Origin of the sequence: Massilia sp. Root418, from assembly GCF_001425265.1 — a bacterium.
Taxonomy (GTDB): domain Bacteria; phylum Pseudomonadota; class Gammaproteobacteria; order Burkholderiales; family Burkholderiaceae_D; genus Rugamonas.
The window spans coordinates 108,866-129,796 of the sequence record NZ_LMEC01000002.1 but is presented as its reverse complement, the minus strand read 5'-3'; the positions used below and the strand labels follow the sequence as shown (position 1 = coordinate 129,796).

16 protein-coding genes are annotated in these 20,931 nt (G+C 67.3%); 12 read left to right on the top strand and 4 right to left on the bottom strand.

What is annotated here, in order from left to right; translation table 11 throughout:
• Position 1 precedes the first annotated feature (1 nt).
• The 4 genes from ASC94_RS06335 to ASC94_RS06320 are packed head-to-tail and all read left to right on the top strand — an operon-like array spanning position 2 to position 4,624.
• A complete protein-coding gene (locus ASC94_RS06335; protein WP_056392423.1) occupies positions 2 to 1,429 on the top strand; it encodes a DUF6384 family protein in 1,428 nt (475 codons plus the stop codon).
• On the top strand, positions 1,429 to 3,003 hold the full coding sequence (locus ASC94_RS06330) for a hypothetical protein (protein WP_056392421.1): 1,575 nt from the start codon (positions 1,429 to 1,431) through the stop codon (positions 3,001 to 3,003). Before ASC94_RS06335 ends, ASC94_RS06330 begins: the two co-directional genes overlap by 1 nt.
• A 21-nt stretch (positions 3,004 to 3,024) precedes the next feature.
• Positions 3,025 to 3,360 carry a DUF6384 family protein gene (locus ASC94_RS06325; RefSeq protein WP_157201317.1) on the top strand — a complete coding sequence of 112 codons (336 nt, stop codon included), beginning with the start codon at positions 3,025 to 3,027 and terminating at the stop codon, positions 3,358 to 3,360.
• A 1-nt stretch (position 3,361) separates the two neighbouring features.
• Entirely contained in the window at positions 3,362 to 4,624 is a 1,263-nt protein-coding gene (locus ASC94_RS06320; RefSeq protein WP_056392418.1) for a hypothetical protein, read from the top strand.
• Between the two features lie 4 nt (positions 4,625 to 4,628).
• Here ASC94_RS06320 and ASC94_RS06315 read toward each other — a convergent pair whose 3' ends face one another.
• The 4 genes from ASC94_RS06315 to ASC94_RS06300 all read right to left on the bottom strand — a co-directional run bounded on the left by ASC94_RS06315 (position 4,629) and on the right by ASC94_RS06300 (position 7,655).
• A complete protein-coding gene (locus ASC94_RS06315; protein ID WP_056392416.1) occupies positions 4,629 to 5,819 on the bottom strand; it encodes an alanine--glyoxylate aminotransferase family protein in 1,191 nt (396 codons plus the stop codon).
• An 87-nt stretch (positions 5,820 to 5,906) separates the two neighbouring features.
• Positions 5,907 to 6,743: an HDOD domain-containing protein gene (locus ASC94_RS06310; RefSeq protein WP_056392414.1), complete on the bottom strand. Its 837-nt coding sequence runs from the start codon at positions 6,741 to 6,743 to the stop codon at positions 5,907 to 5,909.
• Positions 6,744 to 6,882: 139 nt separating this feature from the next.
• Entirely contained in the window at positions 6,883 to 7,167 is a 285-nt protein-coding gene (locus tag ASC94_RS06305) for a hypothetical protein (RefSeq protein WP_056392412.1), read from the bottom strand.
• 53 nt (positions 7,168 to 7,220) lie between these two features.
• Positions 7,221 to 7,655, bottom strand: a complete 435-nt coding sequence (locus tag ASC94_RS06300) for a MarR family winged helix-turn-helix transcriptional regulator (protein ID WP_056392409.1) — start codon at positions 7,653 to 7,655, stop codon at positions 7,221 to 7,223.
• 90 nt (positions 7,656 to 7,745) lie between these two features.
• On the opposite strand from ASC94_RS06300, the gene ASC94_RS06295 reads away from it, so the two are divergent.
• From ASC94_RS06295 to ASC94_RS06260, 8 genes are all read left to right on the top strand, one after another.
• On the top strand, positions 7,746 to 8,669 hold the full coding sequence (locus ASC94_RS06295) for a DMT family transporter (RefSeq protein WP_082616290.1): 924 nt from the start codon (positions 7,746 to 7,748) through the stop codon (positions 8,667 to 8,669).
• Between the two features lie 22 nt (positions 8,670 to 8,691).
• Positions 8,692 to 9,636 carry a GlxA family transcriptional regulator gene (locus ASC94_RS06290; RefSeq protein ID WP_056392408.1) on the top strand — a complete coding sequence of 315 codons (945 nt, stop codon included), beginning with the start codon at positions 8,692 to 8,694 and terminating at the stop codon, positions 9,634 to 9,636.
• A gap of 132 nt (positions 9,637 to 9,768) precedes the next feature.
• Complete coding sequence (locus ASC94_RS06285) at positions 9,769 to 11,007, top strand: acetylornithine/succinyldiaminopimelate transaminase (RefSeq protein ID WP_056392406.1); 1,239 nt, start codon at positions 9,769 to 9,771, stop codon at positions 11,005 to 11,007.
• 137 nt (positions 11,008 to 11,144) lie between these two features.
• The gene (locus ASC94_RS06280; protein WP_056392404.1) at positions 11,145 to 12,176 is read left to right on the top strand and encodes an arginine N-succinyltransferase; all 1,032 of its coding nucleotides are present in this window, start codon (positions 11,145 to 11,147) and stop codon (positions 12,174 to 12,176) included.
• 12 nt (positions 12,177 to 12,188) lie between these two features.
• The gene (astA, locus tag ASC94_RS06275) at positions 12,189 to 13,238 is read left to right on the top strand and encodes an arginine N-succinyltransferase (RefSeq protein WP_056392403.1); all 1,050 of its coding nucleotides are present in this window, start codon (positions 12,189 to 12,191) and stop codon (positions 13,236 to 13,238) included.
• A complete protein-coding gene (gene astD / locus ASC94_RS06270) occupies positions 13,231 to 14,706 on the top strand; it encodes a succinylglutamate-semialdehyde dehydrogenase (protein ID WP_056392401.1) in 1,476 nt (491 codons plus the stop codon). The genes astA and astD overlap by 8 nt, the downstream gene beginning before the upstream one ends.
• A 17-nt stretch (positions 14,707 to 14,723) precedes the next feature.
• Positions 14,724 to 16,064, top strand: coding sequence for an N-succinylarginine dihydrolase (astB, locus tag ASC94_RS06265; protein ID WP_056392399.1), 1,341 nt, complete (start codon positions 14,724 to 14,726; stop codon positions 16,062 to 16,064).
• 129 nt (positions 16,065 to 16,193) lie between these two features.
• The gene (locus tag ASC94_RS06260) at positions 16,194 to 20,930 is read left to right on the top strand and encodes an NAD-glutamate dehydrogenase domain-containing protein (protein ID WP_056392397.1); all 4,737 of its coding nucleotides are present in this window, start codon (positions 16,194 to 16,196) and stop codon (positions 20,928 to 20,930) included.
• Position 20,931: the final 1 nt, after the last annotated feature.

The following is a 20,931-nucleotide window of genomic DNA, read 5'->3' as shown; positions in this document are numbered from 1 at the left end:
GATGGCGGGAGCGCTGTCCGAGCAGCTGGGGGCGATGTCCATTATCGATGACCTGCGCCACCAGCAAATGGTGGTGGCGGAGCATCTCGACTTGCCGCGCCGCCGTGCCGAAGCCGAGCAGCGCATCCGCGCCTACTACGCGGCACAGAACATCCCGGTGGACGACGCGCTGATCGCCCAGGGCGTGCGCGCCTATTTCGACGGGCGCCTGGAATTCCGCCCTGCCGCGCCGGGCAGGCTGGCCGGCCTGCTGTCGCGCCTGTACACCAGGCGCAGCCGGCACGCCCATGTGTACCGCCTGTGGCTGGGCTGCGCCGTGGCCAGCCTGGTCATGTGGGGCGGCATGCATTACCTCGACTACTGGCGCTTGCAGCGCGACAGCCGCGAGCATGTTGCACAGCTGGCGGGCGTGCTGGAGCAGGCGCGCGCCAGCCAGAAAGAAGCCATCGAACAAGCTGTGCGCCTGGCCGGCCGTTCGGGCGCGGCGCAGGCGCAGCTGCCGCCTGCCGCCGCCATGCTGGCCCAGGTGCAGGCCGGGCTGAAGCAAACCGAACCCGCGTTGAAGGAAAACGCGCCCGACGCCGGTGCCATCACTGCGGACAACCGCAGCGCCTTCCTGGCGGCGGTGGACCGGCGTAAGGCCGAGGCGCTGTCCGCGCAAGCCGTGCTGGCGCAGACGCAGGGCACGCTGCAGCGCCTGGAGCAGCTGCTGGGGGCGCAATCGGCCCTGCTGGAACTGCAGCGGCAATACAACGAAGCGGTGCTATGGAATGCGCCGGCCGTGCGCCAGCAGGTGCGCGCGGTGCAGCAGGCGCTGGAGCAGGCTGGCGGCGCCGGCGCACCGGCCGCCCAGCTGGCGGTGCAGGAACTGGGCACCCAGCTGGCCGCCGCCAGCGCGGCAGAAGGCCATCTGCAGGACGTGCGCGAGGCGGTCGCCCAGCTGGGCAGGATGGGCCTGCCCGGCGATGACAGGAAGCGCGTGGACGCGCTGGCGCAGGCGGCCTTCGCCGCTGCCGCCCAGCTGGACGCCGGGCGTGTGAAGGAACTGGCCACGCAGGCGGAAGCCCTGCTGAACTTCGCCCGCCTGCCGCTGGACATCATGGTAGCCGACCGGGAGGGCGTGCGCTCCGGCGTGGAGCGCAACTACAACACGTCTGGCGGCAAGTCCTGGTATCTGATCGTGGAAGCGCTGGACGCGGAGGGCAACAACGTGCAGGTGCCGGTGCGCAGCGTGGAAACCGGCGCGCAAACCTGGACCGAATTCTACGGCGTGCGCGTGAGCCGCGAGCAGTACCAGGCGGTGAAGGCTGAAAAGCAGTCCACCGGCCACGTCGAAAACCGTGGCATGGGTAACAAGCCGGCCAACTCGCTCACGGTGCGCTACGCGCGCACGCTCAAGGCGCAGCCCGATATGATTACGGAGTGGTGATGGAGCAGGGGACCTATATTGCGGCGCTGGAGGAATTTTGCCGCGCACACGAGCAGGCGCTGGCCGACGTTGAGCGGCAGTGCGCCGGCGCCGCCGCGCGCCAGGCCGAGTGCGAAGCCGCCCGGGCTGAGCTGCTGGGGCAGGTGGCTGAACTGCAGCTGGACCAGCAGGCCGATTTCGGCAACCGGGTCAAGGCCGAACTGGCCGACCGCGCGCGTGAAGAGCAGCGCGAGCGCACCCGGCTGGTCCAGGCCGAGCTGCGGGAGGTGCCGGCGCTGGCGGCGCGCGACCGGGCCCGCAGCGAATGCGAAGCCCTGCGCCACCGCCTGCATGCGGACCTGGCGGCCGACACCGCCTTCGTCGTCAGCGCGCAGGCGCATGTGCTGGCGCGCGAGGCGCGCGACGCCTTGCAGCCGGACTACCAGGAGCTGAGCGCCGAATGCAGCGCCAAGCTGGCCGCCTACCAGGCCGGGGATAGCCTGTACGGCTACCTGCGCCAGCGCCGCTACGGTGACCTCAGCTACAGTGCGCTGCCGCCGGTGCGCCTGCTGGACGCCTGGATTGCGCGGCTCTGCCATTTCAAGGACAACCGCGCGGCGGAGCAAACCCTGCTGGAGATGCAGCAAGAGCTGGTGCGCCGCGCCTACCGGCTGGATATGGATCTGGCGGAAGCGGAAAGTGCCGAGCGGAAGCTGCTGGCTGCCGCCGGTGCGGCGCTGGACCTGCCGGCCGCCGAAGCGCGCCTGGCCGAGCGCAACCGGGAACTGGATGTGCTGCAGAGCGCCGCAGCAGGGGTGCGCGCGGCACTCGCCGCCTACGCAAACAAGACCGATGCCCGCTACGTCACGGTGCAGCAGATGGTGCGGAAGTTCCTGCAGGCGCGCTCCATCGATGAACTGGCGGACCTGGCGGCCAGCACCCCGGCAGTGGAAGATGATGCGCTGGTGCAGCGCCTGACTGGACTGGGGAAGCAGTCCAGCGCTCTGCAGCAGGAATACGAGGCACTGGCTGCGCGCGGGCGCGAGAGCCGCGAGAAACGGCTGCGCGCCTGCGAAATCCGCGACAGCCTGCTCGAAGCGCTGCCGGACACGGGCAGCGTGACGCGCCACTTCTTCGAGGATGAACTGGACCTGCGCGCTGTGCTGGACGGCTATGTGGACGGCAAGTCCAGTGCGCAGCAGGTGCATGCGGAAATCGGGCGCTACACGCGCAAGCTGGGCCCCTACCATGACGACGATGGTACGATCTCGTGGATCGAAGTCGGCAAGACCAGCGCCGTGGCTGCCGGCACGGTGCTGCTGACGGTGGGCGCCGTGGTGGTGGCGGTGGTGGGCGCGATTGCCAGCAGTGGCGGCGGCTCGTCCTCCTCGTCCTCCTCCGGCTCGCGCCGGCGCTCAAGCAGCAGCTCAAGCAGTAGCTCAAGCAGCTGGGGCAGCAGTTCGAGCAGCAGCAGCGCAAGCAGCAGCTCAGGCAGCAGTTCAAGCTACGACAGCTCGGACAGCAGTGGCGGCAGCAGCTACTCCTCCTCCGACAGCAGCGGCGGTGGCAGCTACAGCACCAGTGACAGTTTTTAGCGGCATGAAAGGACAGGCGGCATGGCAGGGAGTCTGAGTGAGCAGCTGGGGGCGATGGCCATCATCGACGAGCTGCGCCACCGGCAGATGGTGGTGGACGAGCATCTCGACCTGCCCCGGCGGCGCGAGGAAGTGGCGGCGCGCATCCGCGAGTACTATGCCGCCAACCGCCTCGCGGTGGACGACGAGCTGATCGCCGAAGGCGTACGCGCCTACTTTGCCCAGCGCCTGGAATTCGAACCCGGCCCTGGCGACGCCGCCGAGCGCGAAAAGGCGCTGCAATACATCGCCGCCCGGCGCGCCGGCCACGGCCGTGCGCCGGGCTGGCGCCGCTGGTTGTCCGGGCTGATGAAATAACATGCTGGCCACCGAATTCAGCGCCGCCATCGGCGAAAACACCCGCATCTACCAGGGTAAACTGGAAAGCTGCGACGCGCGCGCCGCCGAAGCGGGGCGCGACGAGCTGGCACTGGAGCAGAAAATCGCCGGCCTGCTGCGCCAGGTCGCAGCGCTGCACCTGGCGGACAACGAGAGCATTGCCGCCGAAGCGGAGCGCGAGCTGGCGTTCCGCGCCGACGAAGAACAGGCCCTGCGCGCCGAACTGCAAACGGTGAACAGCGACATCGCCAACCACGTCGCGGCCATTCGCCAGCGCGGCGCCGACATCCGCGAGGCCGCGCTGCGCCCCGGCGCGCAGATGGACGCCGCGCAGCTGCTGCAGGCCGCGCGCGAAGCCTACCAGCGCGCCGAGACCGCGCACCAGTCGCTGCTGGCCATGAACGCTGACCTGGAGGCCGAGATCACCGCCAAGCTGGCGCGCTACCGCAGCGACGAACTGTATGCCTACCTGTGCGGCGAAGGCTACGGCACGCCAGCCTACCGCGCCGACCGCAGCGACGCGGCTAAGGACGAATGGATCGCCGGCCTGTGCAACTTCGAGAACAACCGGCGCAACGAGCGCATCCTGCTGGCCATGCAGGAAGCCCTGCCGGTACGCGCCGAGCGCAGCGCGCAGGCGCTGGCGGAGGCGCGCGCGGCGCTCGACAAGCTGTCCTTCGCGCCACCGCCGCCCACCATCGCCGAACGCATCGCCGAAGCCGTGGCCCCGCTCGAAGCGGCCGTTGCGCAGGCCGACGAACGCCTGCGCCGGGTGCGCGCCAGCCTGGCCGACTACGCCGCACGGCGCGACCCGCGCTATCTGCGCGCGCAGGAACTGCAGGCCGCCAGCCTGAAGTCCATGCCGATCGCGGACCTGATCGCGCAGGCGCGCGCCACGCCCAGTCCGGAGGACGACAAGCTGGTGCTGGAGATCGTCAACCTGCAGGACAAGCTGGCCGCCAGCCGGCGCGACTACGAGCGCGCACTGGCCGCGCGCCGCCACGCCGAGGAAGACGCGCAGCGCGCCGAAGCGCTGGAAGCGGACTTGCGGCGCGGCGGCTTCGTTGACAGCAAGGACATCGACTTCCGCGACGGCCTGGACCTGCCGTCCCTGATCGGGCGCTACATGAACGGCGAACTGTCGCTGGGCGGCTTCACGCTGGAGCTGCAGCAGTTCGCGCGCGAGCTGCGCCCCAAGTTCCGCTACGGCGAAACCGCCTGGGGCAGCGGCGGGCGCGGCTAGCGTCCTACAGCGCGCCCTGCAGCTGCCGCTCCAGCGCCGCCACGCCGGCCGCCACGTCCACGTCCGCGCCCAGGTCCTTCATGGTCGAGCCCAGCGCGTGCAGGGTGCGGAACAGGTGGTGGGCGCGGCACTGCTCGCCCATCTGCCCGATGCGCACGATGTTCAGGCCGAAGGAACCGGAAATCTCCACCCGGTACTTGAGCGAAATCTGCTCACAGATCTCGGCCCGGTTGATCCCGTCCGGCACCACGATGCCCACCACCGAATTGAGGCGCGACTCCGGCGTGCCGTACAGCTTCAAGCCCATGGCCTCCACGCCGCGCTGCAGGCCCAGCGAGCAGCGCAGGTGACGCGCGAAGCGTTCCTCCAGCGTCTCCTGGCAGATCAGGTGCAGCGCCTCGTGCAGCGCGAGGATGCCCGACACCGGCGCCGTGTAATGGTAGGACGCGTTGTGCCAGAACTGCTCCGCCAGCTTGGCGTCCAGGCACCAGTGCGGCGGCGGCACCGGGCGCGCGCTGATGCGCTCCCAGGCGCGCTCCGAAAACGCGATCAGCGACACGCCGGGGATGGACGACAGGCCCTTCTGGCCGCCCGTTACCACCGCGTCGATTTTCCAGTTATCCATTTCGCACGGCATGGTGCTCAGGGTGCAGACCGCGTCCACGATCACGTAGCAGCCGTACTCGCGCGCCAGGCGGGTGATCTGCGGCAAATGGATGTTGAACACGGTGGACGAGGTTTCACCCTGGGCGATGGTCAGCACCTCGGGGCGGAAGCGCTCCAGGTGCTCGCGCACGGCCGCCACCTGGGCCGCCTCGCCGTCCGCCACGTTCAGGCACTCCACCTGGCCGCCCACGCGGGTGGCCATCTCGGCGAAGCGGCGGCCGAAGTAGCCGTTGCACACGCTCAGCACGCGGGTGCCGGGGAACACCAGGTTGCAGACGCTCATCTCCATCGCCGCCGAACCGGGGCCCGCCACGCCCAGTATCCAGCGCGACTCGGTCTGGAACACATAGCGCGCCATTTCCTTCATCTGGTGGATGATCTTCGCCATCGTGCCGCCGAGGTGGTTGATCACGATGGAATTGGCCTGCGCCACGCTGTGCGGGATCGGCACCGGGCCGGCGCCCATCATCAGCAGCGGCTCGGAAGGGAGGAGGGAATTGATACTGTCTACGGTGGGCGGGGAGAACATGGCAGCGGTCGTTGTAGTTGATGTTGCTACGACTATAGCCGAAGTGCCGGCTAACTGCTGCCTACCTACAGCTTACCTGCAGCTTACCTACAGCATCAGCACCGAGAACAGGGACTGCACGTCGTTCGCGGACTCGCGCAGGATCTCGTCCAGCGTACCCTCGCCGATGGCGAAGTCGATGGTGCGGGCCCCAGCCTGGGTGGTCGCGCCGGGGCGCTGGTGCATGGGCGAAGGCACAGGTGCCAGGTCGTTGGCCAGCAGCAGGGTGTCGCCCAGGTTTTCCGGCGGCAGGGCGCGCATGCCCACCCACATCGCCTCCACGGACGCCATCACCGCTTCCGGCACCACCAGCTTGCGCAGCACGCCGCGCCCGATGGCCATTTCGCCGTGCTCCACCCAGTCCTCCGGATCGCCCTGCATGATGCCGGGATAAGCGTCGGCCTGCGCCAGCATATAGAACGCGCCCACCTCGTGGATGATGCCGGTAAACAGGGCGGTATCGGGATCGACATGGGTCACGCGGCGCGCGATCACCTGGGCCAGCGCCGCCACGTGGGCGGTATGCTCCCACAGCTGGGCGGACATGGCCTGCAGGGCGGGATCGGTGATCTTGCTGCCCAGCTGGCGCACGATGAGCGCGGCGACCAGCGACTGCAGGGTGCGCACGCCCAGGCGCTGGACGGCCGAGCGCACGCTGGAAATTTCAGTACCGGAACGGTTGTAGGCCACCGAATTGGCGATGGCCACGGTGCGGGCCGCCAGCAGCGGGTCGGCCTGGATCAGTTTGGCTGCCGCCTCGACATGGCAATCCGGATCGCTGAGCGCCTCCTGCAGGCGGATGGACGCGTTCACATTGGTCGGGAACGCAAGATCCCCCCGGCTCGCTTGAGCAGCGACATGCTTGAAGGCGTCCAGTCTATCCATCAGGAAATTATACGCAAATTATTGCCGTGTGGAATTTATTTGCGACACAATCCCACAAAAGAAAAATGGGGTCAGGGTTAATTATTCGGGAAACATTTCCTTCAAAATTAACCCTGACCCCATTTTAGACTGCATTTCCTTAGTCGGCTTCGCTGAAGATGGCGTCGCAGCCTTCGCTGGTGCCTTCGGAGTCTTGCAGTTCGTCCACCAGGCCGAGGTCGAACAGTTCCTCGATGGCGTTCATGAAGCTGTTGTGCTTGGTGGCGCCGATCAGGCGGTAGATTTCGCCGTCTTCATTGCGCACGCCGATCAGCAGCTTTTCCTTGCGCACTTCCTCGGGGGTGTCGACGTTGAGCAACAGGTTGCCGATGATGTGCTTGTCGAATTTCGCAGGCTTTTTGCCTTCGAGCAGAGAGGTTTTCAATGTCGTTCCTTGGTTGTTGGGGGGATGGGGGCGCGCTGGGCGCGTGACCGGCCTTAGGCGCCGCCTGCCGTTATCACTTGTTTGAGGCCGGACAGGGTTTTTTCAAGGGCGGCGAAGTCTTCCTCGCTGTAGCTGGCGAACACGGCACCGCCACGGGAAATGACCTTGGGGAAGACGTCGCGGAACACCTGCTCGCCCTGCGGACTGAGCCGGATGAACCAGGAGCGCTTGTCGTCCAGGCTGCGCTGGCGTTCCACCAGGCCCTTTTGCTCCAGGCGCTCGATTACGCCCGTCAAGGTGCCCTTGGTGATCAGGGTCTGGTCGCCAAGTTCCTTGTAGGACATGCCTTCGGTGTTGCCCAGCGTGGCGATGATATCGAATTGCGCATGGGTCAGCCCGCACTCGCGCACGTGCTCGCCCGACAGCCGCTCAAAGCCTTGCATGCATTCGGCCAGCAGCCGGATGCTTTTCAGATATCGCTCACCCATAAGGCGTGATTATAGCGCCGCGCCGCTGCATGGCGGCAATCGCGGTACACTACGCGGCTAGCCAATATTGATAAACGAACATTACCAGCCATGCCGTCCCTGCCCAACCACGCCCGCGGCATTGCCGCCCTGCTGCTCGTCACCCTGGTCTGGGGCACCACTTTCCCGGCCATGAAGGACATGACCAATTACCTGTCCACCAACTGGATCGTGGTGGCGCGCTTTGCCATGGCCAGCCTGATCCTGTCGCCCTTCCTGCTGCGCGCCAAATGGGCCGACTTCCGCTACGGCCTGCTGAGCGGCGCTGTGTTGTTTTTCTGTTATCTGTTCCAGGTGGAGGGCTTGTCGCTCACCAGTTCCAACCGCAACGCCTTCGTTTGCGGCCTGAACGTGCTGGTACCGCCGCTGCTGGGCGTGTTCCTGGGCAAGCTGCCCGAGCGCCGCATCGTGGCGGCCCTGGCGCTGGCGCTGGTGGGCCTGTTCGCGCTGTGCTGGGACGGCGCCTTCGTCTGGGGCCGGGGCGACACGCTGGCGCTGCTGGCGGCGCTGTGCTTCGGCTGCTACATCAAGATGATGGAAGTGTTCAGCCGCAAGGCCGAGCGCCTGATGACACTGACCGCCGCGCAAATCCTCACCGTGGCCGTGTGCGCGGCGCTGTGGATCGCCGTCCGCGAAGTGCCGCGCGGCCCGGTGGCCGGCCCGCAGGACATGGGCGACTACTGGGAATACATCTGGCAGGGCCTGAAGCTGTACCGCTGGAACCTGATCTACCTGGGCGTCGTGGCTACCGCCCTCATCATTTCCCTGCAGACCTGGGGCCAGAGCCACAGCACTGCCAACGAGGCTGCCGTGATCTATGCCTTCGAGCCGGGCTGCGCGGCGATTTTCGGCTATTTCTGGCTGGGCGAGACCTTGGCATGGACGGGGCTGCTCGGCGCGGTATTGTTGATCTCCGGTATGATAGTGAGCCAATGGAACGTTGCGCGGCCTCCCACCGCGCTGGCGCCCGAGTAATCATCCACCAGTAGATCCGCCGATGCCGTTTTCCCATTTGTCCCGCCTGTCCCAGGAGCAGCCGCTGCGCGTGCTGCTGGTCAATGCGGGCGGGGCGGACACGCTCACCTGGGCCGGCCTGGTCCAGCCGCTGCGCCTGGCCGCGCGCAGCGTGGGCCCGCAATTCCAGCTCGACATCCGCACCCCGCAGGAACTGGCCGCGGCGCCGGCGCCGGCCGGCGGCTGGCACCTGGCGCTGCTGGTGGCCGACGAGCAGCAGGCGGCGCCGCCGCCGGGACAGTTGCGCGCTGTGGTGGAGCGCCTGCGCGCCGCGTCCTACTGGGGCGGGGTGGGCGCAGGCGTGCTGTGGCTGGCCGAGGCCGGGCTGATGGGTGGCGTGCGCATTGCCCTGCCGTGGGCGCTGTACGCCGACACCGAAAGCATTTCCGAGCGCGCCATCCTGACCCCGCACCTGTTCGAGATCGACGGCCCCCACCTGAGCTGCTGCGGGGGCGCCGCCAGCGCCGACTTCGCGCTGACCCTGGTGGACGCGCTGTACGGCGCCAACGTGCAGGCCGAGGTGAAGGAAGCACTGTGCATCGACCGCGTGCGCGGCCACGAGGAGCGCCAGCGCGTGGCCTTGCAGGCGCGCTTCGGCGCGCTGCAGCCCAAGCTGTCGGAAGCGGTGACCTTGATGGAGGCCAATATCGAGGAACCCCTGTCCACCGACGACATCGCCAACCTGGTGGGCCTGTCGCGGCGCCAGCTGGAGCGGCTGTTCAAGCAATACCTGGGCAGCCTGCCGTCGCGCTACTACCTGGAGCTGCGCCTGCAGCGCGCGCGCCAGTTGTTGCTGGAGACCAATTCCTCCATCGTGCAGGTGGGACTGATGTGCGGCTTCTCGTCCGGCTCGCACTTTTCCACCGCCTTCGGCACCCTGTTTGGCAACACCCCGCGCGAGGAGCGCCAGCGCAAGCTGAACGGGTGAACCGGGCGCCACTGGATTATGAAAATCCTTGTCGCATCCGCAAAAGAGTTTTAGCATCCCGCTTTTTATAATGTTGTACCACCCGTAGCCGCCTGGTTGCGGCCGTACCTCTATACATTGATAGGGAATGCCATGAACGCAAAGCTTGATTCGACTGTAACCACTCGCCCTGTCACCCGGCAGACGTTTGACGAAGTACTGGTGCCAACCTACGCGCCGGCCGCGATGGTGCCGGTGCGCGCATCGGGCCTGGACCTGTGGGACCAGAACGGCAAGCATTACCTGGACTTCACCTCCGGCATCGCCGTCACCGCCCTGGGCCACTGCAATCCCCTGGTGGTCGAGGCGCTGACCAGGCAGGCCAACACCCTCTGGCACCTGGGCAACGGCTACACCAACGAGCCGGTGCTGCGCCTGGGCCTGGCCCTGACCGAAGCCACTTTCGCCGACCGCGCCTTCTTCTGCAATTCCGGCGCCGAAGCCAACGAAGCGGCCCTGAAGCTGGCCCGCAAGCACGCCCACGCCAAGTTCGGCGAGCACAAGTCGCGCATCGTGTCCTGCTTCAGCTCCTTCCACGGCCGCACGCTGTTTACCGTGTCCGTCGGCGGCCAGTCGAAGTACACCGAAGGCTTCGAGCCGCTGCCGCCGGCCATCGACCACATCGAGTACAACAACATTGAATCCGCACGCGCCGCCATCGGCGACGACGTCTGCGCCGTGATCGTGGAACCGATCCAGGGCGAAGGCGGCGTGTTGCCGGGCGACAAGGCCTTCCTGCAAGAGCTGCGCGACCTGTGCAACAAGACCGGCGCCGTGCTGATCTTCGACGAAGTGCAGTCCGGCATGGGCCGCACCGGCCACCTGTTCGCCTACCAGGGCTACGGCATCACCCCGGACATCCTGACCTCGGCCAAGGCGCTGGGCAACGGCTACCCGGTGGCGGCCATGCTGACCACCAATGAACTGGCGGCCTCGCTGGGCGTGGGCTCGCACGGCACCACCTACGGCGGCAACCCGCTGGCCGCCACCGTGGCGCTGACGGTGCTCGACACCATCAACCAGCCGGCCTTCCTGGCGCGCGTGAAGGAAGCGTCCGCCAAGCTGGTGGCACTGCTGGAAAGCCTGACCAAGGAATACCCGGCCATCCTGTCGACCGTGCGCGGCAGCGGCCTGCTGCTGGGCGTGGTGGTGGCGGACGCCTGGAAGGGCAAGTCGAAAGACATCCAGAAGGCAGCCGAAGCGCAGGGCCTGATGGTGCTGATCGCCGGCACCGACGTGGTGCGTTTCGCGCCGGCGCTGGTTGTGACCGACGAGCAGATCGCCGAAGCCGGCCGCCTGCTGCGCGCTGCGCTGGACAGCCTGGCTGCTTGATGCATTGGCGGGTTACGCGCTGAGGCGCTAACCCGCCCTACGATCCGCCGGTGGACACGTAGGGCGGGTTAGGCGGAACGCCGTAACCCGCCAAGCACGCATGCAGCACCCGTAAGTATAAAAACAAAGGAGTTCACATGTATGTTGTCCGTCCGGTAGAACTTGCGGATATCGCAGCGCTGGAAAAGCTGGCTGCGGTAAGCATGCCGGGTGTCCATACCTTGCCCAAGACGCGCGACAAGATCGCGCAGGCGGTCGAGGCTTCGATCGCATCCTTCAGCGCCCACGTCGACATCCCCAGCGAGGAGTCGTACCTGTTCGTGCTGGAATCCCTGGCGGACCACAGCATCGTTGGCACCGCCGCCATCTTCGCATCGGCCGGCTCCAACGGCACCTATTTCTCGTTCCGCAACGACGTGATCCAGCAGGTCTCGCGCGACCTGAACATCAGCCATAGCGTACACGCGTTAACGCTGTGCTCCGAGCTGACCGCCTATTCGCAGCTGTCCAGTTTCTACGTCAACGAAGCGGTGCAGAACCGCCCCGAGGCGGCGCTCTTGTCGCGCGCGCGCCTGCTGTTCGCCGCCATGGCGCCGCAGCGCTTCGCGGACCGCTTCTTCGTGCCCCTGGCCGGCGCCACCAGCGCGAACGGCGAGTCGCCGTTCTGGGACGCGGTCGGCCGCAAATTCTTCCAGATGGATTTCCTCGACGCCGAGCGCACCATAGGCGGCGCCCGCAACCGCACCCTCATCGTCGAGCTGATGCCGCACTACCCGGTCTACGTGCCCCTGCTGCCGGGCGACGCGCAAGCCGTGATGGGCCAGATCCACCCCTCCGGCGAACTGGCCTTCAACCTGCTGACGGCCGAAGGCTTCGAAGCGGACGATTACATCGACATTTTCGACGGCGGCCCGATACTGCAGGCGCACAAGCATGCGCTGCGCACCTGCACCTCGTCGCTGCAGCGCACCGTGGTCACGCCGCGCCCCTCGCGCGCGGGCGAACCGGTGGTGCCCTACGCGGTGGCCGCCAACGCCGGCCAGGAGTTCCGCGCCGTGGTGGTGTCCGTGCCGGCCATCGAGGCCAGCGCCACCATCGCCCTGCCGCTGGAAGTGCAGGAAACGCTGCAGGTCGCCGACGGCGGCAACGTGATTTGTGTACGCATCTAAAAAGAGACTCCTATGCTAGTTGTACGCGCCATACAAGCCACCGACCTGGACGCCCTGTTCGACATGGCCAGCCAGGTCGGCTCCGGCATGACCACGCTCAAGCCGGACATGAAGATGCTGGGCGACCGCGTGGAAATCGCGGTCGCCTCCTTTGCCGAAACCATCCCGCCGGAAAAGCGCGACTACATGTTCGTGATGGAAGACACCGACACCGGCCGCCTGGCCGGCGTGTGCGCCATCAAGGGCTCGGTGGGCCTGGACGAACCGTTCTACAACTACCGCATCGGCACCCTGGTGCACTCCAGCCGCGAACTGAAAGTGTTCACGCGCATGGAAACGCTGTACCTGTCGAACGACCTGACCGGCAGCACCGAACTGTGCTCGCTGTTCCTGAACCCCGACTACCGCACCGGGAATAACGGCAAATTCCTGTCCAAGTGCCGCTTCCTGTTCATCGCCCAGTTCCCGCACCTGTTCACGGAAAAGCTGATCGCCGAAATGCGCGGCTACCAGGAGTCGGACGGCCGCTCGCCGTTTTACGAAGGCCTGGGCCGCCACTTCTTCAAGATGGAGTTCGACCATGTCGACGCGCTCACCGCGCAGGGCAAGAAGTCCTTCATCGCCGAACTGATGCCGCGCCAGCCGCTGTACGTGGCCTACTTGCCGCAGGACGCGCAGGACGTGGTGGGCAAGGTGCACACTTCCACCGTGCCGGCGCGCCGCCTGCTGGAGCAGGAGGGCATGCACTTCGAGGGCTATGTCGACATCTTCGACGCGGGCCCGGTGCTGCAAGGCCGCGTGTCCGAACTGCGCGCGGTGCGCGACAGCGGCCTGGCCGTGGTTGACGTCGATACCGACATGACGCACGCCTGCGCGCCCCAGATGGAACCGGTGCTGGTGTCGAACACCAACCTGAAGGATTTCCGCATGATCCTGTCCGAAGCCGCGTCGGTGAACGGCAAGATCGACCTGTCCGCCGACGACCAGAAACTGCTGCGCGTGCACGCCGGCGACGTCGTGCGCACCCTGACTCTCAACGTGAGGAAGAACACCAATGTCTGAACAAGCCAAGAGTAATTTCATTAACGGCCAGTGGTCGGCAGGCCACGGCGCCGAACTGGTGACCATCGACCCGTCGAACGGCAAGCAGACCTGGGCCAGCCGCGAGGCAACCGCGGAAGACGTGGCGGCAGCTGCCGGCGCCGCCCGTGCCGCCTTCGAAGGCTGGGCGCTCACGCCGCTGGAGCAGCGCGTGGCCATCGTTATCCGCTTCCGGGACCTGTTGAAGGAAAACGCCGAAGCGCTGGCGCTGCTGATCGCCGAGGAAGTGGGCAAGCCGCTGTGGGAAGCCCGCACCGAGGTGACAACCATGGCCAACAAGGTCGATATCTCGATCCAGTCCTACGGTGCGCGCACCGGCGAAACCCGCAGCAAGGTGGCCGACGGCGAAGCCGTGCTGCGCCACCGCCCGCACGGTGTGTTCGGCGTGTTCGGGCCCTACAACTTCCCCGGCCACCTGCCAAACGGCCATATCGTACCCGCCCTCATCGCCGGCAACACGGTGGTGTTCAAGCCCAGCGAATACGCGCCGCGCACCGCCGTGAAAACCGTGCAGCTGTGGGAGCAGGCGGGCTTGCCCGCCGGCGTCATCAACCTGGTCAACGGCGGCCGCGACACCGGCATTGCCCTTGGCCAGAGCCAGGATATAGACGGGGTGCTCTTCACCGGCAGCAGCCAGACCGGCGCCGCGCTGCACCGCCAGTTCGCCGGCCAGACCGGCAAGCTGCTGGCGCTGGAAATGGGCGGCAACAACCCGCTGGTGGTGTGGGATGTGAAGGACGTGGACGCGGCCGTCTTCATGGCCGTGTCGTCCGCCTTCATCTCCGCCGGCCAGCGCTGCACCTGCGCGCGCCGCCTGGTGGTGCAAACCGGCCCGGCAGGCGACGCCTTCATCGCGCGCCTGGTGGACGTGGCCTCGAAGCTGGTGGTGGGCGCGTCCAACGCCGAGCCGCAGCCCTTCATGGGTCCTGTGGTGTCGGCGCCGATCGCCGCGCGCCTGGTGCAGGCGCAGCATGACATGGTGGCCAAGGGCGGCAAGCTGCTGCTGGAAATGAAGCAGCTGCAGGAGGGCACGGGCTTCGTCTCGGCCGGCATCGTGGACACCACCAGCGCCAGGGGCATCCCGGACGAGGAATGGTTCGGCCCCCTGCTGCAGATCATCCGCGTGGACGATTTCGACAGCGCCATCAAGGTGGCCAACGCCACCGAATACGGCCTGGCCGCCGCGCTGATTTCGAACGACGAAGCGTTGTGGAACAAGTTCCAGGTGCTGGCGCGCGCCGGCATCGTCAACTGGAACCGCCCCACCACGGGTGCCGCCAGCAGCGCGCCGTTCGGCGGCGTGGGCAAGTCCGGCAACCACCGTCCGAGCGCCTACTACGCGGCGGACTACTGCGCCTACCCGGTCGCCTCGATCGAGAACAGCGCGCTTGAAATGCCGGCCAAGCTTTCGCCCGGCATGAACTTCTAAGGAAATCCGAGGACCCCATGCGGCAAGCACGCGAATTCAACTTCGATGGCCTGGTAGGCCCGTCCCACAACTACGCCGGCCTCTCGTTCGGCAACGTGGCTTCGTTCAACAACGTCAAGAGCGCGTCGAATCCGAAGCAGGCTGCCTTGCAGGGCCTGGCGAAGATGCGGGCGCTGGCGCAGCGCGGCTTTGCGCAGGCGCTGCTGCCGCCACAGGACCGTCCCAACTTCCGTTTGCTGCGCAGCCTGGGCTTCACCGGCAGCGATGCCGACGTGCTGGCCAGGGCCTACAAGGAATCGCCGGTGATCCTGGCCTGTGCGTATTCCGCCTCGCCCATGTGGACCGCCAACGCCGCCACCGTCAGCCCGTCCGCTGACACCGGCGACGGCCGCGTGCACTTCACGCCGGCCAACCTGAACAACAAGCTGCACCGCGCCTTCGAGCACGCGCAGTCGGCGCGCAGCCTGCGCGCCATCTTCGGCGATCCGAAGCACTTCGCCGTGCACGATGCGCTGCCCGGCACGCCGGCCTTCGGCGACGAGGGCGCGGCCAACCACACCCGCCTGTGCTCCTCGCACGGCGCGCAAGCGATCGAGATGTTTGTCTACGGCCGCGTGGAATTCGACGCAGCCGCGCCGGCGCCCAGGCGCTATCCGGCGCGCCAGACGCTGGAAGCCTCGCAGGCCGTGGCCCGCCTGCACGGCCTGGCCGCCGAGCGCACCGTCTACATCCAGCAAAACCCGGACGTGATCGACCAGGGCGTGTTCCACAACGACGTGATCGCGGTCGGCAACGGCAATGTGCTGTTCTACCACGAGCAGGCTTTCGCCGACGAGGCGGCAACGCTGGCGTCGCTGCGTGCAGCCATGGCCGGCGTAGGCGCCGAGCTGCAGGCGGTGCGCGTGGACACCGGCGCCGTGGCCGTGGCGGACGCGGTGCACAGCTACCTGTTCAACTCCCAGCTGCTGTCCAAGGCGGACGGCAGGATGGCGCTGGTGATCCCGCACGAGTGCCAGGAAAACGCCGCCGTGGCACGCTACCTGGAGGGCCTGGTGGCCGGCGGCGGCCCGGTCGATGAGCTGATCCATTTCGACCTGCGCCAGTCCATGCGCAACGGCGGCGGCCCCGCGTGCCTGCGCCTGCGCGTGGCGCTGACGGACGAGGAAGCGTCGGCCATGCACCAGGGCGTGATCATGACCGAGGCGCTGTATCACGCGCTGGTGGCATGGGTGGAGAAGCACTACCGCGACCAACTGGAGCCGAAAGACCTGGCCGACCCCGCGCTGGCGCTGGAGACCCACGCCGCACTGGAGGAGCTGACCCGCATCCTCGGCCTGCCAGGGCTGTATGATCTGTAAGTTGTAGAAAGCCGGATTCATCCCCATATGGTTGCGGGGCCAACCCCCGCCACCGAATAAGCGTCGCCGCCGTCCAGCCAAAAGCCTCACGGTGTGGACGGATACACACAACGTATTGGAGAAGCAACGATGACACAAATGCCACAAGACCTGCGCAAACAGACGCTGGACCTGATCAACGCGAACAAATCGGCCGACAGCGGCCAAGTCTCCGCCCTGATCGGCGCCTGGCTCGCGGCCATCGACGAAGAAGACCTGGCCGGCGTTGCGCCGGACAGCCTGGTCCCGGTGCTGTGGGAAGGGTTCGCGCAAGCGGCGAAGCGCAGCGGGGCAGGCGTGCAGATCGCCAAGCTGCGCTACGCCGACGGCCGTGGCGGCAAGGCGACCGCGTTGCTGATCCTGAACGACGACATGCCCTATCTTGTGGATTCCATCGTCATGGCCTTGCGCAAGCAGCGCCTGATCGCCAACGGCGTGCTCAACGCGGTGCTGCCGGTGGCGCGTGGCGCCGATGGCGTGGCCACGGCCGTGGGCGCGGGTGCCGACGCTGCCGGCGGCAAGTTCGAATCCTACGTGCTGGTGCTGCTGGCCGACGACCTGGCCGAAGGCGACCTGGCGGCCCTGGTGGCGCGCCTGGAACTGGTGGCGCGCGACGCCGCCGTGGTGCGCCGCGACCTGGACGCCATGAAGGAGCGCTTCACCAGCGTGGGCGCGGCCGCCGCAGCCAACGGCGGCGAAGAAGGCCAGGAAGTGGCCGCCTTCCTGGACTGGGCCCGCACCGAAGGTTTTGAGCCGTTCGGCTACGCCTACTACCAGGTGAAGCCGGGCGTGCGCGAACTGGAACGCGACATTCCAAGCCGCATCGGCGTGCTGCAGGACACCTCGCACCCGGTCTACGGCACCTGCCTGGCCAACATTCCCGGCGACTTCGACACCCTGTCCAAGCGCCCGCATACCCTGTCCATCGTCAAGGCCGACGTGGAAGGCACGCTGCACCGCGACCAGCAGCTGGACTTCATCGGCGTGCGCAACACCGACGCCAACGGCGCCATCCTGGGCGAGCACTGCTTCGTCGGCCTGTTTACCCGCGCCGCCACCATCACCCCGCTGGCCCGCATGCCGTTCGCGCGCGGCCGCATTGCGCAAGTGCTGCAGATCGCCGGTGTGCGCAAGGAAGGCTTCCGCGCCGAGAAATTCGTCGAGATCCTGGAGTCGCTGCCGCGCACCGAAGCGATGGAAGCCGAACCGCAATGGCTGGCCGAAGTGTGCGGCGCGGTCGTCTCGCTGTACAAGCAGCCGCGCACCAAGGTGTTCGCCCGCCGCGACGTGTACGCGCGCCACCTGAACGTGCTGGTCTACCTGCCGCGCGAACGCTACAGCGCCTCCGTGGCGCATGCGCTGGCCAAGGCCCTGCAGCAAAGCTCGGGCGCTTCGCACGTCAGCTCGCAAACCCTGGTGGCGGACGGCCCGCTGGCGCGCGTCTACCTGATCGCGCACGCCGCCCGCTACCCGCTGGACCTGGAGTCGGACATCCAGCGTCCGCTGCTGTCCATCCTGGACGGCTGGCACAACAGCTTCTCCACCCTGGCCGACGCCGTGTTCGAGGAAACCACCCGTTCCAGCCTGCGCAAACTGTGCGCCGCGCTGCCGGTGGACTACGTGAACGCCACCGCGCCTGCCGTGGCCTTCCACGACCTGGGCGCCATGCTGCGCCAGGGCGACGGCGGCCGCGTGGTTGCGCGCGTGGAACTCGCTTCCGCCGACAGCCCCGCCACCACCATCCGCCTGTACTCGGTGGAGCGCGTGCCGTCGCTGTCCAACATCCTGCCTGCGCTGCACAATGCCGGCGTGGCGATCGACCGCGAGCAGACCTATACCATCCACACTGGCGACGGCAAGCGCCACTTCGTCACCAGCCTGCTGGTGGACGAGGCCAGTGCCGCCAAGCTGGCGCAGCCCGGCGTAGCCGAAGTGGTGCAGGACCTGGTCACGTCCCTGTTCAACAATGAAGCCGAAGACGGCCGCCTGAACGGCCTGGTCATCGAAGGCGGCTTGAGCACCCGCCAGGTGCAGCTGGTGCGCGCCTACGCGAGCTACTGGCGCCAGGCGGGCAGCCGCTTCTCGGTGCGCTACGTGGCCGAGACGCTGCGCAAGCAGCCGGTGCTGGTGAAGGAGCTGGTGGACGCGTTCGAGCAGCGCTTCGATCCTGCGCTGCCGGAAGCCGAACGCGCCGCCGCGCTGGAAAAACTGGCCGGCATCAAGTCGCGCCTGCCGTCGGTGAACCACGCCGACACCGAGGAAATCCTGGCCGCCATCGTGGACCTGATGGGCGCCACGCTGCGCACCAACTACTACCAGAACAATCAGCAGGGCGACAAGATCATCTTCAAGTTCGACACCAGCCACCTGGCGCTGGTGCCGGAACCGCGCCCGTTCCGCGAGATCTTCGTGTTCTCGCGCCGCTTCGAAGGCGTGCACCTGCGCGGCGGCCCCGTGGCACGCGGCGGCCTGCGCTGGTCGGACCGCATGGAAGACTACCGCACCGAGGTGCTGGGCCTGGTGAAAGCGCAGATGGTGAAGAACGCCGTCATCGTGCCGGCCGGCGCCAAGGGCGGCTTTGTCTGCAAGATGATGCCGAAGGACGCCGTGCGCGAGACCATCGCCGCTGAAGGCGAAGCAGTCTACCGCCTGTTCATCGCCAGCCTGCTGGAAGTGACCGACAACCGCGTGCTGGGCAACATCGTTGCGCCGGCCGACACGGTCTGCTACGACAGCGCCGACCCCTACCTGGTGGTGGCGGCCGACAAGGGCACCGCGACCTTCTCCGACATCGCCAACGGCATCGCCGTGCAGCGCGGCTTCTGGCTGGGCGACGCTTTCGCATCGGGCGGTTCGAACGGCTACGACCACAAGAAGATGGGCATCACCGCCAAGGGCGCCTTCGAAGCCGTGAAGCGCCACTTCTACGAGATGGACCACAACATGGACACCACCCCGTTCACCGTGGTGGGCGTGGGCGACATGTCGGGCGACGTGTTCGGCAACGGCGTGCTGCTGTCGAACCAGATCAAGCTGCTGGCCGCGTTCGACCACCGCCACATCTTCCTGGACCCGAACCCGGACACCGCCGTTTCCTTCGCCGAACGCGAGCGCATGTTCGCGCTGCCGCGCTCCTCGTGGGAAGATTACAACAAGGACCTGATCTCGCAGGGCGGCGGCGTGTTCCCGCGCAGCGCCCGCTCGATCGAACTGTCGCCCCAGATCCGCGCCGCGCTGGACATCGCGGAAACCGCGCTGTCGCCGGAAGAGCTGATGCACCGCATCCTGCTGGCGCCGGTGGACCTGTTCTACAACGGCGGCATCGGCACCTATATCAAGTCGTCCACCGAAACGCACGCGCAGGTGAAGGACCGCGCCAACGACAACATCCGCGTCAACGGCAATGAGCTGCGCTGCAAGATCGTCGCCGAAGGCGGCAACCTGGGCGCCACCCAGGCCGGCCGCATCGAGTTCGCGCTGTCCGGCGGCCGCATCTTCACCGATGCGATCGACAACTCGGCCGGCGTGGATTGCTCGGACCATGAAGTGAACGCGAAGATGTGGCTGGACGTGGAAATGAACGCCGGCAAGCTGTCCGAAGCGGACCGCAACCGCATCCTGAACGAAATGACCGGCGACATCGAACGCCTGGTCCTGCGCGACAACACGCTGCAGACCCACCTGCTGGTGCGCGAGCAGCAAGCCCAGGCCGACGCCGCGGTGCAGGACGGCTACGCCGCGCTGATCGCCAGCCTGGAGGAAGAGGGCGCGCTGTCGCGCGAACTGGAGCAGCTGCCCACCGTGGCTGAACTGGCGCGCCGCAAGCTCGATGGCCGTGGCTTGACCACGCCGGAACTGGCGGTGGTGATCGCCAACGTGAAGAACCGCTACAAGCGCCTGCTGTCGGCGCTGCCGCTGACGGAGGAAAGCTGGGCCGAGTCGGTGCTCAAGCCCTACTTCCCGGACCTGCTGGTGGCCACCCGTCCTGCATTGGCGCACCCGCTGGCCAACGCCATCCTGGCTACCGTGCTGGCCAACGAATCGGTGAACCGCTGCGGTCCGCTGATGCTGCGCGAGCTGGCCGCCGAGCACAGCGTCGATGAAGCCGACGTGATCCTGGCCTGGGGCCAGGCATGGTCCGCGCTGAACCTGGCGCCGGTGTTCGAGGCGCTGGACGCGGACGCGCTGAAGGTGCCGCGCGCCGTATCGATCAAGGTCGACAGCCGCACCCGCAGCCTGCAGCGCGCCGTGATCCAGGGCGTGCTGGCCGTGCCGGGCGAGCAGCTGCGCGCAGCCGGCGGCGTGGACGAGCTGACCCGCTTGTTCGCCCAGCCGGACATGCTGAAAAAACTGGTGCCGGCCGATGGCCAGTCCGAAGCCGACACCACGCCGGGCCTGCGTCCGGAGTTTGTGCATGCGTGGAAGGCGGTGGACGCGATTGAAGCCGTGGCGGTCTTCGTGTTCGCGGCGCTGTCGGTCAAGCGTCCTGGCGGCATGGACCTGCCGGCCTTCCTGCAAGTGGGCATGGCCCTGCGCGCACAGGCCGGCATCGACACGCTGGAACGCGGCCTGAAGCTGCCGGCGCAAACGCGCTCGCAAGAGCAGCTGCGCAGCTACGCGCAGCACGCACTGCGCCGCACCCAGCAGCGCCTGCTGTCGCAAGTGCTGGCCCGCGCCACCAACGGCCACGACGCCACCGAGGCCGTGGAAGTGGTGACCAACACGCTGGGCCTGTCCGGCTACGCCACCTCGGCAGACCTGGAGCAGGCCATGCTGGACGTGTGGGCGCTGTCCGAAGCGGCCAACGCCGTGCCGCTGGCGGCGTAAG